Source organism: Candidatus Cloacimonas acidaminovorans str. Evry (genome assembly GCF_000146065.2).
Taxonomy (GTDB): domain Bacteria; phylum Cloacimonadota; class Cloacimonadia; order Cloacimonadales; family Cloacimonadaceae; genus Cloacimonas; species Cloacimonas acidaminivorans.
Map to the genome: position 1 here is coordinate 573,624 of NC_020449.1, position 15,280 is coordinate 588,903.

At 37.9% G+C, this 15,280-nt stretch carries 8 protein-coding genes; 3 read left to right on the forward strand and 5 right to left on the reverse strand.

All coding sequences use genetic code 11. The features are described 5' to 3' along the window. Nucleotides 1-12 precede the first annotated feature (12 nt). From CLOAM_RS02465 to CLOAM_RS02485, 5 genes are all read right to left on the reverse strand, one after another. Nucleotides 13-1,365, reverse strand: a complete 1,353-nt coding sequence (locus CLOAM_RS02465; RefSeq protein ID WP_015424274.1) for a phosphomannomutase/phosphoglucomutase — start codon at nt 1,363-1,365, stop codon at nt 13-15. A 14-nt stretch (nt 1,366-1,379) separates the two neighbouring features. Further along, complete coding sequence (gene rdgB / locus CLOAM_RS02470) at nt 1,380-1,970, reverse strand: RdgB/HAM1 family non-canonical purine NTP pyrophosphatase (protein ID WP_015424275.1); 591 nt, start codon at nt 1,968-1,970, stop codon at nt 1,380-1,382. After that, nucleotides 1,967-2,494, reverse strand: coding sequence for a YkvA family protein (locus tag CLOAM_RS02475; RefSeq protein WP_015424276.1), 528 nt, complete (start codon nt 2,492-2,494; stop codon nt 1,967-1,969). Before CLOAM_RS02475 ends, rdgB begins: the two co-directional genes overlap by 4 nt. Nucleotides 2,495-2,720: 226 nt before the next feature. Next, nucleotides 2,721-5,444: a pyruvate, phosphate dikinase gene (gene ppdK, locus CLOAM_RS02480; protein ID WP_015424277.1), complete on the reverse strand. Its 2,724-nt coding sequence runs from the start codon at nt 5,442-5,444 to the stop codon at nt 2,721-2,723. A gap of 362 nt (nt 5,445-5,806) precedes the next feature. Then, complete coding sequence (locus CLOAM_RS02485; RefSeq protein WP_015424278.1) at nt 5,807-8,812, reverse strand: fibronectin type III domain-containing protein; 3,006 nt, start codon at nt 8,810-8,812, stop codon at nt 5,807-5,809. A gap of 549 nt (nt 8,813-9,361) precedes the next feature. Between CLOAM_RS02485 and CLOAM_RS02490 the strand changes: the two genes are divergently transcribed. Genes CLOAM_RS02490 through CLOAM_RS02500 form a run of 3 tightly spaced genes read left to right on the forward strand, consistent with a single transcriptional unit; the run spans nt 9,362 to nt 15,230 of the window. Continuing rightward, nucleotides 9,362-12,124 carry a ComEA family DNA-binding protein gene (locus tag CLOAM_RS02490; RefSeq protein WP_015424279.1) on the forward strand — a complete coding sequence of 921 codons (2,763 nt, stop codon included), beginning with the start codon at nt 9,362-9,364 and terminating at the stop codon, nt 12,122-12,124. Nucleotides 12,125-12,136: 12 nt separating this feature from the next. After that, nucleotides 12,137-13,564 (forward strand): hypothetical protein, encoded by a 1,428-nt coding sequence (locus CLOAM_RS02495; protein WP_015424280.1) that lies wholly within the window; start codon nt 12,137-12,139, stop codon nt 13,562-13,564. 7 nt (nt 13,565-13,571) lie between these two features. After that, complete coding sequence (locus CLOAM_RS02500; protein ID WP_232502698.1) at nt 13,572-15,230, forward strand: bifunctional metallophosphatase/5'-nucleotidase; 1,659 nt, start codon at nt 13,572-13,574, stop codon at nt 15,228-15,230. The last annotated feature ends 50 nt before the right edge of the window (nt 15,231-15,280 follow it).

The window sequence follows — 15,280 nt, forward strand, 5'->3', positions numbered from 1 at the left end:
TTTGCCAACCCCTTACAGGTATTTGTTGATTTTGGATTCTATCAGGTTCTTTATTTCGTTCATTCTACTTTCGGTTAATGCTTCATAACGGGTAACAATTACAGGTGTGGTATTAGAAGCACGAATTAAACCCCAGCCATCAGGAAAAGTTATTCTGGCACCATCAATATCATTAACATCATAGCCCTCTTTTTGGAATTCTTCACAGACCTTTGCTACTACCTCAAACTTTTTCTCATCGGGACAATTGGTATGCAGTTCAGGAGTATTATAAAGTTTTGGCTGATCCGCTAAAAAAGTGCTGACCGGATTATGAGTTTGAGAAACAATTTCTACAAAACGGCAACTGACATAAATGGCATCATCAAAACCCAAATATCTATCTGCCAAAAAGATATGTCCACTCATTTCACCGGCAAATTCCACTCCCATTTCTTTCATAAACATTTTGATATTGGCATGGCCTGTTTTATACATAATCGGTTCTCCGCCATACTTTTTGATGTCATTAAACAGATTCATACTGCATTTTACATCTGCAATAATCTTTTTCCCGGGGTTATGCTTCAAATAATCCCTGGCTAAAATATTCAGTATTTGGTCACCTAACAATAGTTTACCTTGTTCATCAATAACTCCGATTCTATCTGCATCACCATCCAAACCAATTCCAAGTTCATATTTATTATCAACCACTGCCTTAGAAAGCGCTTCCATATTTTTTGCTATTGTAGGATCGGGATGATGATTGGGAAAATCACCATCGGGCTCACAAAACATATCTATCACCTCACAACCCAAAAGACGCAAAATGGTAGTTAAATAAGGACCCCCAACTCCATTTCCTCCATCTACAATCACTTTTACCGGACGCTGAAGTTTGATACCATTAACGATATAGTCAATGTAAACATTGCCTATTTCGTTGTTTTTTACCAACTTTCCATTGCCAGTGGCAAAATCACCCTTTTGAATGATTTGTAGCACCTTTTGCAGTTCATCGGCATAAACACTGCTCAAGCCAAGATTTAATTTACAACCATTGTATTGAGAAGGATTATGACTTGCCGTAACCATTGCTCCTCCATCACTTTGCAGTTTCCAGATGGAAAAATACAAAACCGGAGTAGGAACAATGCCTAAGTCAATAATATCACAACCGGTTTCCAAAGCACCTTTGCTAAAAGCATTCATAAAAAGGGGAGTGGAATGTCTGGCATCTCCACCTAAGACAATACTTTTCAGACCCTTATTTCGCAAGTAGGTTCCAAAGCCCTTGCCAATCAGGTAATATGATTCTTCATTCAGTTCTTCATTTACAATACCACGAATGTCGTATTGACGAAAGATTTCCGGTTTTATCATTGATAACTCCTTTTTCAGTTATTGATTATCTTTTGCAGGATAGGGATAAGAGATTTTATTGCTAAAGCACGATGGGAAAGGCGGTTTTTTTCATCCGCATTCATTTCAGCGTAGGTTTTACCATTTACAGCAAAAATGCTGTCATAACCAAAACCGTTGTTGCCACGCTCTTCTGTTGTTATTTCACCCTCTAATCTACCTTCTGTAACAGCAATAATGCCATCAGGAGCTGATAAAGCAACTGCTGTTTTAAAATATGCTTTCCGATTTTGTATGTTTTGTAGAAGCCGTAACACCTTTTGCCTATTATCAGAATAGCTGCAGGAATTTCCCGCAAAACGAGCTGACATAATTCCTGGTGCCTCATTTAAGGCCTCAATAAAAAGTCCTGTATCATCTGCCAAAGTAATTAGACCGCTATATTTTGCTGCTTCCAATGCTTTTTTCATTGCATTTTTTTGCAAGGTCTCCTGATCTTCCTCTGTAGGATAAAATCCGGGCAGTTCACGCAAAAAATACAAACGGAGCTTTAAGGGATTTACCAATTCCTCCAATTCTTTCAGCTTATCAGGATTGTGAGTGGCAATTAATATGTCCCGCATCATAAGCGTTTTAGCACATTTTTGATTTTCTGCAGTAGGTGTTTATCCAAAAATTGTTCTGCCACAGCGGTAATCTTTTTTAAGTGTTCCAAAACTTCACCTTCGCCACTCCAGTTATCAGAAAGAATTTTGGGGTCAATTTCATTCAAAATCATATTGAGCGCCATCACAACAAGCACTAAATCATCTACCAGACCAATCACGGGAATAAAATCCGGAATAAGATCAACCGGCATCATAACATAGGCAATAACTCCGCCCATAATCATTTTTTGTTTTACAGGGACTCGTTTATCCAGTGCCAAACGACAAACTAAAATGAAGAAATCCGGTAACAGGAAAACATATTCACCCAATTTTCCACCCAGGGAACCTAATTGTTCTTTTGTCCAACCCCTAACTTTTTGTCTCAGGTTCTCATAAAATTTCAGTTTGGTGGAATCAATGTCGTCAATTATTTTGTCTTTAATCTTTTCCTGTTCTTCGGCAGGGATTTCTCTGCCTTCAATCACATCGTCATCTTTCATAATAAACCTCCATCTACCTATAATTTAATAGTAATATTGAAGTCAAGCAAATTATTTGAGGTAGAGAGGTCAAGAAGCCAAGAGGTCAAAAGGTTTGTGTAGTCGGAACTCGCTGAAGTTCCGCATTTTTTCAAGTTCAGATATTTTGCGGAGGAACGGTGTCTCCTGACTACAAAAAAAGCGGAGGAACAGTGTCCTCCGCTTATATATAAATTGTTTTCCATGATTAATCGTTTAAAGCAGCTATAGCAGCAGCGACACGAGCAATAGGAACTCTATAAGGAGAACAGCTAACATAGTTCATTCCCACTAAGTGGCAAAATTCCACACTGCTTGGTTCACCACCATGTTCTCCGCAAATTCCAACTTTTAAATCAGGTCTGGTTTTGCGTCCGCGTTCAGTTCCCATTTTCACTAATTGGCCTACACCTTCTCTGTCTATAATTTGGAAGGGGTCATGTTTCAGCAGATTTTTTTCCAAATACACGGGTAAAAACACGCCTGCATCGTCGCGGGAAAAACCAAAGGTCATTTGAGTTAAATCATTTGTTCCAAAGCTGAAAAACTCGGCATGTTCAGCAATTTTATCGGCAGTTAAGGCAGCGCGGGGAATTTCTATCATTGTTCCTACTAGGTAATCCACGCGATCCTGCTTTTCTGCAAAGACCTTTTCTGCTGTTTTGCGGATAATATCTTCCTGCATTTCAAATTCTTCAGCGGTGCTGGTAAGCGGAACCATAATTTCAGGTAATACACTAATTCCGCGTGCTTTAACAGCTAAAGCGGCTTCAATTATTGCACGAGTTTGCATTTCCGTAATTTCGGGATAGGTATTTCCCAAACGGCAACCTCTATGACCAAGCATAGGATTTACTTCATGTAACGAAGCAACGCGTGCTTTAACTTTTTCCAGAGGAATTCCCAGTTCTTCGGCAATTTCCTTTTGAGCGGATTCTTCCTGAGGAACAAATTCATGCAAGGGGGGGTCTAAAAGACGGATAGTTACAGGAAATCCGTTCATAGCGGTATAAATGCCTTCAAAATCATTTTTTTGCATAGGTAGTAATTTTGCTAATGCCTTTTTGCGTCCAGTTTCATCTTCCGCTAAAATCATTTCCCGCATTGCCTTAATTCTTTCGCCTTCAAAAAACATATGTTCCGTTCTACAAAGTCCAATTCCCTGAGCACCAAAATTTCTGGCAACGGTAGCATCTTTGGGAGTATCTGCATTGGTGCGGACTTTCATTTTGGTATATTTATCGGCAAGTTGCATAACAGCACCAAAATCACCGCTAAGTTCAGGGTCTTGGGTATCTATTTTACCTTCTAAAATTTGTCCTGTAGAGCCATTTAAGGAAATCCAATCCCCTTCTTTATAGACCTTTCCATTCACGGTCATAGTTCTGGCTTTGTAATCAATTTGTAATGCTCCAGCTCCTGCCACACAACATTTTCCCATTCCTCTGGCAACAACAGCTGCATGAGAAGTCATACCTCCGCGAGCAGTTAGGATTCCTTGTGCAACTGCCATTCCGCGTAAATCCTCCGGGGAGGTCTCTTCTCTAACTAAAATAACTTTTTTCTTAGCGGCAGCCCAGGATTCTGCTTCGTCCGCAAAAAACACAATTTGTCCGGAAGCAGCTCCAGGAGAAGCAGGCAAACCATTAGCAATCACTTTGGCTTTTGCCAGACCTTCTTTTGTAAAGACAGGATGCAGAAGTTCATCCAATTTAGCAGGATCAATTCTTTTGAGAGCTGTTTTTTCTTCAATCATTCCTTCGCGGAGCATATCCATTGCGATTTTAATCATAGCAAGACCGGTTCTTTTGCCGGTTCGGGTTTGTAAGAGCCACAATTTTCCTTCCTGAATGGTAAATTCCATATCTTGCATATCGCGATAATGATTTTCTAACCTTTTCTGAATTTCAAAGAGCTCTTTATAGGTCTCGGGCATTGCTTCTTCCAGAGAAGGATATTTACTTAAGCGTTCTTCTTCACTGATACCGGCAAGTTTTGCCCAACGCTGAGAACCAATTTTGGTGATTTGCTGAGGAGTTCTAATTCCGGCAACAACATCTTCACCTTGAGCATTGATCAAATACTCCCCGTTAAAAAGGTTTTCACCGGTAGCAGCATCACGAGTAAAAGCAACACCAGTAGCACTGGTAAAGCCCATATTGCCAAAAACCATTGCTTGAACGGTTACTGCAGTTCCCCATTCATCGGGAATATTATTCAGTTTACGATAGAACTTTGCGCGTTCATTATTCCAGCTATCAAAAACAGCAAAAATTGCACCCCAGAGCTGTTCCCAGGGGTCATCCGGGAATTTTTTACCGGTTTTTTCTTCCACCGTCTGCTTGAAGATGGTTACCAGATTTTTCAAATCTTCAGTGGTTAGTTCCAAATCGCTGCTGATGCCTTTTTCTTTTTTCACGGTGTCAATAATAACTTCAAAGGGATCATGTTCTTCTTTGCTTTCTGGTTTAAGACCTAAAACCACATCAGAATACATTTGGACAAAACGACGATAACTATCCCAGGCAAACCTTTCATTATTGGTTTTTTTGATTAAACCCTGAATAGTTGTTTCATTCAAACCCAAATTCAAAATGGTATCCATCATTCCAGGCATTGAAGCACGAGCACCTGAACGCACTGAAACCAAAAGTGGATTTTCGGCAGAGCCAAATTGCATATTTACAAGGTCTTCTATATGCCGAATGGCATTGTGCACATCGTCACTTAAAATTTCCCTCAATTTGGCAGAACCCAATTTGTTGTATTCAGTGCAGACCTCTGTAGTAATTGTAAATCCGGGAGGAACCGGAACGCCAATAAGATTCATCTCGGCAAGGTTGGCACCCTTTCCACCGAGAAGATTTTTCATTTCTGCGCTACCTTCGGCTTTTCCATTTCCGAAGAGGTAAACTCTTTTAGGTGTATTCATTTATCCTCCATAACTTTAACATCATTAAAGATATTTTATTGTCTGTCACAATCTTTTTTATGGCAAATCTGTCAATAGCTTTCTTGATTTTCAAGGGGTATTACGGAAGCATTGCTTACCCATTACTAATGCCATTAGCAATGGGTAAGCAATGGGTAAGCAATGCTATTAAGGAAGACCCCCCTAATACCCTATATTATTAGTAAGATACATCATCCAAATTTTCCCGAAAATTAGAGAAATAAGAGCGGGGGTTTTGCAGAAGAAACTTAAAGGGAAAATGCAGAATAGCAAAAACGAGCTAAAAAATAACAGGTGCATATCCCAGAGATATACACCTGTTAAATCAGGGAGAATATGGTTTATTTAATCAAGGAGATTTTATGTGATGCCTGATAATTGGGCGCATTCATCCGAATAATATAAGTTCCAGTAGAAACATTATGTCCTTCGTTATCCTTGCCGTCCCAAACGATACGATAAGAATTTGCTTTGCAATTTTCATTTAAAAGGTTTTTAATCAATTGCCCTTTCAAATTGTAAATTTTTAAGGTAACTTTGCCCTCTACAGCAAGATCAAAAGGAATAGTTACATCAGGATTGAAAGGATTAGGAAAAGGATTAAGCAAAGCAGTAATTTTTGGTATTATGGGATTTGTAACTCCACCAGTAGTCACTTGAACAGTATAGACAGCAGAATAGGATATACCTCCATCCAAATCTTCAATTTGTAACCAGTAATAGTAAATGCCATTACCCGGAACTTCGCTGTCCATAAACGAATAAACGACAGTAGCTGAAGTATTCGTTGCTTCAATTAGAGGACTTACTGCCATAGCTGTGGAAATTTCAGCAACTGTATTACGCAAAACACGAAATCCTGAAAGATTGGTTTCCGATTGAGTTACCCAATCCACACGCACTTTACCGTCAACCATTGGAGTAGCGGTAAAAGATGTAAGAACAACAGGCAATGTCTGACCACTTTCATCATTGAGAACAATTTGTAATTCATAAGCTGCTTTACTTCCTTTACCCAAGCCACTCATTGTGAAAATAACGGTTTTATCTGTTGTATTTATACCACCACCTCCTACAGAATGTAAGGCACCACCATTCAAACGATAACCTACATCTGTGGGATCATAGCTCAATCCGCTGTAGTAAAGAATAAAAGTTCCATTACCAATAGTAGGATTCTCAAAAGCAAGGTTATACTGCAAACCCTCTGGAGTATTTCCATAACTCATAGAAACGGTAATGATATCATTTTCAGAAGGACTAAAATTTGTGGGATCAACTTTCACAGTAGGAATTACATGTTCTTGCCCGTAAATAAATTCTCCTACATTTATTGTGGTTTCATCACTGCTATTGATTTCCGTGCTGCCCTCGCCAGGGGAAACATTATCAGTCGTTACTTCTTTAGTAGTAGAATATTCGCTGTTAAAATACTGGTCACTGGCAACTGCTTTGACCCGATAATAATAGGTTGTATTGGCACTAAGACCATTTACTGTCCAAGAAGTGGAAGTTACACTTTTATTTTCATAACCGGCAAGGAAACCGGAAAAACTGCTGTTAGTGGAAACATCCAGTAAATAACTTTCTGCACCCGAAACAGCATTCCACTTTGCCTGAATACTGGAAGTAGTATTATTTCCATCCAAGGTTGTAGGAGCAGGTAATTTTTCATTCACCGTTACTACATAAGAACAAGTGGAAGCATCTCCACTGGTAGTTAAAATATAGGTTACCGGATTAGTGAAATTATTTACAGTAGAGCCACTGATCTGAGTAGCGGTTCCAACCGTTACAATTGCCCCGGGAGCTGTGAAATTAGCTACTAAAGCAGTCCTATCAGTTCCATTAGGGACAACTACTTTGATGGTTTTATTGGTATGATCAATTGTTCCGGTTGCAGAAGGACTGCTGAAAGAATATGCAGTAATCGCAAGAGGAGTTCCCCTTAGTTCTGTAGAAGTTTCATTTGTCCCTGCAGTATAAACAGCTTGAACTTTGTAGTGATATTGCGTTCCATTGGTGACACCAGTATCCGTATAAGAATAAGTTATTTTATTGACACTACCAATATTAGTTTCATTTCTTAAAATATTGAAATAATCCAAACCACTTCCACTCGTTAAAAGACCGGCAGGATTATCCCAGGTTATGGTAACATAGTTATTGCCTACGCTATCTAAAGCTAAATTGGTCGGAGGATTATTGATAAAGTTTATGTTAAAACTATTCCGGGTTGTTAAGTTATTTTCTACACCTTCTAATTGTTCTTTTTTTACAGTAATCTTGATATCCGTTATTTTAGCAGCATATTCATGATTTATTGCTGCACCTGAAAAATAAAGACGAATATCATTGGCACTAATCCAGCTTAAGCTGCCTTTTGATAATCCGTCTAACTCTTTTAATATAGTAATATCGGAAATAGTAATGGAAGATTTAAAACTGGTATTGGTACAAGTAATCTTTACATAGGCATCACCAAGGGAACCATTATTAGCACTTGCTTCATATATATTAAGAGTACTGGGATCAATTTCTACAATTGGAGCTCCTGTAACTTTTGGAGTAGCATCACTTAAAACAGCAGTTCCTGGTGACTGACCTGCACTTGCAACAGGAGTTACTTCAAATTTTAAATATTTATTTGCGTCTGAAGATTGAACAGTATAAGAAAGAGAGGTTGCTCCTGATATAGCTGCATAAGTTCCATTTTCGGTGGAACAGCTTAACCAGCGATAAGTGCTGGTTCCTTCTGAATCACTATCAGGATCGCTATAATCATAATCCCCGGTTATGGTTTGGCCTACTCTGGCTAAAGTAGGTTCAACAATAATAACATTTGAAGCCACAGGAGGATTATTTATAACAAGATAATTAGAGGTCTTCGGTCCGGAATATATATAAGTAAATTCATCATCAGAGGTAGCTGCATATACTTTCCCACTTACTGTAAAACTCTTTTTATTGCTCGGAGGAGCCGGTAAAGTAAAAGTTGCTGTGTGAGAAGTGGTATACCCTTCTTCATCCGGATCATAATAAATAGTATTTGCTATTTGACTAACAGTAATATTTTGAGTGGCTACTGTTCCTGTTCCATCTGCATTTTGGTACCATTTTATTTGTGCCTGGTCAATAACACCTATAGCCATACCATAAACATACATACTTTCACCTTCTGGTATATCAGCAACATGATAATACATAGTTATAACAATTGTAGATTTTTCTCTGGGGTAACCTCCACCTTGAACAGATATTTCTAATGAATCCAAAGTAACAGAAGCACCTACTAAAGCAATTGACCAAACTAAAGCGACTAAAAAAACAAAAAATTTCTTTTGCATTTTATCCTCCCTGATAAAGTGACTTTCTTATTAAAACCGAGAAACAGAACATTGACTCTCTCTTATAACAGAGTGTGTTTAATGAACTTAGTATAATTTTACACTTTTTCATTCTTCTACCCTACTTTATCTAAAGTATATTCTAATTCACCCTACTATCTTTGTCAAGCAAAAAATAGGGGGAAAAAGGACTTTTTATAAAATAAAATCCAATACCTTGTCGTAATGGTAGTTCTACATCTATAATATTTTTCAATTTGACAAACCAATAATGTGTTAATGATATGATTTTATTCAATTCTTTAAGCTATAAGAAAACTCCTTTTCAAGCTAATAACAAATATTTTGAAATTCCAATTTGATTTTGGCAGACAGGAAAGAAAAAGAATTATCCTTAATAGCTTGGTAAACCAGTATTAAAAACAATGTAATCTCTAAATTAGAAAAAGCAAAGCAAAAAAAACTGGACAGAATTATAGCTATTCCTATTGTGGCTATCTATGATAAAAAATAAAGTTTCAGAAAGTATAAAACTTATAAGGTAAAGCAATGAAGAAGTTTTTAATAATGCTCTTTGTTCTGGCGGGGCTATCTGTTTTAGCAGCCAAGGTGGATTTAAATATAGCATCTTTGGCTGAATTGATGCAGTTACCCATAACAGAAAAGCAGGCAAAAGATATCTATGAATATCGTGAATTTGTGAAGATATTTGACGATATCTATGAGCTAAGGAAAATTCCCTCTATTGATCAGGAGACCCTTGACCGTTTAAAACCCTTAGTTGTTGTTTCTATTTATGTAGAAACGGATGAAGCAGCAGTCCGCCGTGAAGAAATCAGGGATTTACTGGAGCGTGTAGACAGTAATGAAGGTGCTTCGGAAGGTATGGCAGATGTTTGGGAAGATTATTTAATGACTCCTCAGAATGTGAATAAAATGCTCTTTGACGATTTGATGAGTTTTCCCAATGTTTCTGGAATTGATGCTGTAGCTGTTTTGAAAAGAATTGCCCAGGGTGATACAATTGCGGATACAAGGGACTTACGAAATTCTACAGGCCTTTCCTATTATGGTTATTCAAACTTGCGCAGTTATGTATATTATAAAGAGCCACCGGTAAAAAACAGATTAATGTGTGATGCTTCGCTTTTATATTATACGCGCTATTTTGAAGAAGGGCAGTATGATATGTTGCACGAAAGTTTTCTGCGTAACGATTATAATGCTACCAATGTTATCATTCCACATCTAAAAACCAATTCCTATTGGGGTTATTTTGGTTTGGATAAGCTTGATCCCGATATTATGCTTAAGCTGAGGATGCGTTACGGCAATAACTATAAACTGGGAATAATGCATTACAAAGCCAAAGGAGAAGAGGATTTACTGAATACCAAGGCAGAGGATATTTTAGCCGATTCCAAATGGTATGTGGGATATGAAAATAACGAATTACCTGGTTTTTATAATTCCCGCTTAAAGGTTTATGCAGGAAACTACCGAGCTACTTTTGGAGAGGGTTTGGTGATGGAAAATACGGATTATTACAGTGCCCGTAAAACCGGTTTTGGTTTCAGCAAAAGGATTTTAGGCATAACCCCTGACCTTTCCAGAACGCAGGAAAATTCTTTAAAAGGCGGAGCCGTTGAATATACCACTCCTTTGTTTGGAGTTACGGCTTTTGTATCCGTTGACAATAAAGATGCTTTAACATATATTGATAGAGATGGTTATGCCGTTATGCGGGATGAATATGGAAATGATATTTATACAGAAAGAGATACAACATCTGATTATTTTGGCAGACAATATTATATAAATAACAATGGAGAGCATATCTATAATTATGCAGATAGCACTGCTGTTCAGGGAGATAAGACCAAGGTCTTTGCTTTAATCAATCCTACTTTGCGTTATGATGATGACACAATGAGAGAAGCAGAAGCATATTTCAATAACGAAATTTCTGCAGGCGTCCCTTATGCGATGAATTATATCAATCTTGCTGCACGTAAAGATGTCTTGCAGGAGAAATTATGGGGAACGCATTTGCAGATCAATCCGTTTTTAGGCACCAAGCTTGGATTTACTACTTATACTGCTATTTATGATGATGCTCATTTTGTGGTTCCTACCTATAATAATTTATTACCAACGGTCTTAAGGGATTCCTATTATTACTCCAAACTGGTGAAAAATCTGAATGCGGAAATAAGCAATCTTTATAGCACTCAGACCAATAAATACACGCGTGATTACAGAAGAGTAATTGGTTTTGACGGTCAGACCGTGATTGGTAATACTTCCCTTCAAGGTGAATATGCTGAACTTTCTGTTAACGGGGATGATTGGAAACTTGGGGATGACCCTAAGGCATATCTTGTTTCTGCACATACCCAGTTTGAAAATCTCTATTTTATTACCTTGTTCCGTAATTACGATGTGGATTTTGATAATCCTTATAGCAACAGTTTTTCAGAACATGAACGCTTTGAAGATACCATTTTAGAGAAGAATGTTTATGCTTTAACCAATCCTACCATTGCAGACCTTTATCTCAATTCCAATCAGTCACAACCCGAACGAGGCATCTATTTTGAGACCCGTTATAAATTTAACAGATACTATACCATCAACAGAAGCTATTTAGACATTTGGGAACGCTTAACCGATGGACGCAGAAGTGTAAGATTTCAAAGCGAACTGGAATTTCGTCCTATTTATCAGCTTGCTATGCGTTTGCGTTATAAAAATCAGGTTAATCGTTATGATGATGATGCGGAACGAGGCGTTTCCAAGACCAATGAATATACTTTGGCATTCAGAACTTTTCTTTCCAATCGTGATTTTCTGGAACTGGAATATCGTTATAACACGGTTTGGGGTCCGCCTTATACTTCCTTAACCTATCCTGCGGCAGAGGGTCCAAATTCAATGGCTGCAGCTCAAACCTTAATGATTGGTGATTATGTAGCGGTTAATTATACTCACTATTTCAATAAATCGTTAAAAATGCAGGGTTCTTTCCTGTATTGGTTTGGGCATGGCATTTCGCATTGGGATTGGGAAGATATGGAAATTGATTTTATGGGTGAAAAAGGTTCTAAAGCATGGATTGCCTTTACCAGTCGCGTTTCCCAAAATATGTATCTAAATTTGAAATTCAAGAATAAAACCTATCAGGATAAAGAAATCCGGATTCGTAATTATAATGATTCGGATGATGCTACTTTACTGGATGATCCTGTCTATTTTAAAAGAGTTGAACACAGCGAAAATACCATTCGCTTAAGCATTGACTACCGTTATTAATATGGAGGAATAATGTTATCTAATAAGTCCTTAATACTTATATGTCTATTAATTGTTGCTTCGGCACTTTCTGCCTGGAGCATAACCGATACCTATTTCGGCAATCCTTTTTCCACTTTTGATGCCCGCAGTTTTGCTATGGGCGGAGCCGGTTTATACAACAGTAAAGGTGTTTTCGGCATAGCGGATAATCCTGCTAATTTAACTTTGATGCGGAAAACCCTTGGTTTTTCCGTTAATACTTATCTGAATCGGAATGAGGATAATCGCAGTATTCCCTTGTATAATTCCTTTGATAACTATATAGACGATTCTGTGTATTCCTCTAATATCAATACCTTTGATAATTATGCTGTAGCTGGTTTTGTTGCTCATCGTTTTAATAAGTGGGGCGTGGGTTTAGGGGCATATTATAAACCCGTTTCCAGTTTTGATGCCGATTATAGAGAAGAAGTTCGGAATAATCGCAATACCGATAATGATGTTTATCCGGAAAAGATTGCCTTAAACAAAATAGAAAGTGAGGGTTCCCTGAATAAAACAGCTTTTGTAACCTCCTTTGCTTATAGCTTAAGCGATTATGTTGATCTGAATTTAGGTTTTGAATATGCTTTGCTGAACGGTGATGTAAACAGAGAGAAAACTATCCGTTGGACCGATTGGGCTATCAGTCAAGTAGGAGAATATCATCTTCCGGAATTAACTGAAATTGATGATTATGAACTAAGCGGCGATCAATTCAAAATAGGTGCATCCGCTCTTTTAGGAAAGCGAGTTGGATTAGCTGCTACTTTTACTCCGGGAACTGCTTTAGACAGGAAGGGAACTTATTATTACAAAAGGGATGCTTATCTTAACACTGCTGTGGATAGTATCAATACTGATATCAAAGAGGATTATAAACTTCCCACTCAAATTCGTTTTGGTTTTGTATACACTCCTCGCAATGTGGTCCGCACTGAATTCAATATGGATATTGAATATGTTATTTGTAGTGAGATTAATAAACGCTATGATGATGTAATGAATTTCTATGCCGGAGTGGAACATCAGGTAGTCAACTTTTTGCCTTTACGCCTGGGTTTTCAGGCAGTAAATAACTGGTATTTTACTACCGAAGAAAGCACGGATGAAAATAACAATCCTATTACTTTATATCACACCAGCAAAATATTAACCCCTATGGTTACCGGTGGCAGCAGTATTCAAGTGATGGATAACTTGAAAATTGATCTCGGTTTCGGTTATACCTGGCGTGAATATGAAGCAGTGGATATGTTTGGCGATGCTTATTATAATGATAAACAATATACCGGTTCATCCAGTTATGCCTTATGGCCCAATTCCCATATAACCCTGAAAAATCGTGGTTGGGAAAATCCTGATAAAATTCGGGAAAACAATATTTCCCTGAATGCCGGACTTAATTTTACCTGGTAAAAAAACTATGAAACGGATAATATTATTCCTTACTACATTAGTTCTGCTTTGCACAATTGCCAAAGCGGAAGAACTGCGTTTAGACCTCATTTTTTCTAACGATATGCATGGTGGTATAGACCGTTCGGAAGCAACTTTTATCAATCCGGATTTTCCTCCACTTCTTGGAGGAGGAGGTTCTGCCGCTACTTTAATTAAGCACATTCGTTCTCTGGCAAATGACAGAAGAGATAATTTACTTTTGGATGCGGGTGATATTTTTCAAGGTCGTCCTGTAGGAACCATAACTAACGGAAAAGCGGTGGTTGAATTTATGAATGCCATTGGCTACGATGCAATGACCATTGGCAATCACGAATATGATATTCCGGAAGAGAAATTGATAGAGACCTTGCAGTTAGCTCAATTTCCCATTCTATCGTGTAATATTATAGATAAAAGAACAGGTGAAATTCCAAGCTATATCCAACCCTATATTGTGGTAGAGCGATTAGGGTTAAAAATCGGGATTTTGGGTTTTACTACAACTGATACGGAAAAGATGAGCTTTCCGGAAAACATTAAAAATGTTAAATTCCTTTCCGAAAAAGAAGCGATAGATAAATATGTAAAAATCCTCCGTAATCAGGAAAAGGTGGATATTGTTATTGTCCTGGGGCATGCCGGTTTACCTTATGATATTGTTCCTACCTATCTTACCCGTTATGATGCTCAAGGAAATCCTTTATACAATGAAAGATATGCTGTTTGGGGATATGATGCTCAAGAAATAGCGCGCGAAGTTGAAGGCATAGATATTTTCATTGGCGGACATATGCATAAGGGAATTCCTACCCCCTGGATAGACCCTTACACACATACAATGGTTATTCAAGGTTATGCTTACGGTTCCAATCTGGGATGGATAACCTTAAAAATAGATCCTGAAACAAAAACTGTAACCGGTTATGAAGTTCCTGCCATTCGTGAAGGCAGTATGGTTACCCTTTTTGAGGATGAATTTATTCCCGATGAAGAAATTGGAGAAATGATTGCTGAACAGGTTGCTATAGCAGAAGAAGGAATGGACGAAGTTGTGGGTTATGCAGGTGTTTATCTTTCCCGCACTAATGTAGATGCTCAATCCTTAATTGGAAATACCATTGTAGATGCTATGCGTACTGAAGTTGGTGCCGATTTTGCCTTTCTAAATTTGGGAGGAGTGCGTGCCGATATTAAAGCAGGTCCTGTTACCTATAGAGATATTTTTCAAGTGATGCCTTTTGATAATATGATAGTTTCTTTTCGTTGTAACGGTGAATTTTTACGCCGGATAATTGAAACCCGAGTTGAGGGCTCAAGACATGGCTTAATTATCTCCGGAGGCAAAATTGTCTATTCCAAAAAGCGGGAAAATTTTGACCGTGTAACTCATTTTGAAATTGGAGGAGAACCCTGGAACCCTAATAAAATTTATACTGTTGCTACTACAGATTTTATTATGCAAGGTAATGCAGGTTTAACTATGCTGATTCAAGTGCCTCAAGAAGATATTATCTATCACCAAATCAATTTACGGGATGCAATTGTGCACTATTTTCAGAAAAATAGCCCAATTATGACGAAAATAGATGATCGCTGGGTGCGCAGAGATAATGCTAAACCTTCAGCAGAAATGCTCCAATAGTTATTTCACGCAGATTTCGCGGATTACTCAGATTTCGCAGATTTTCAAAG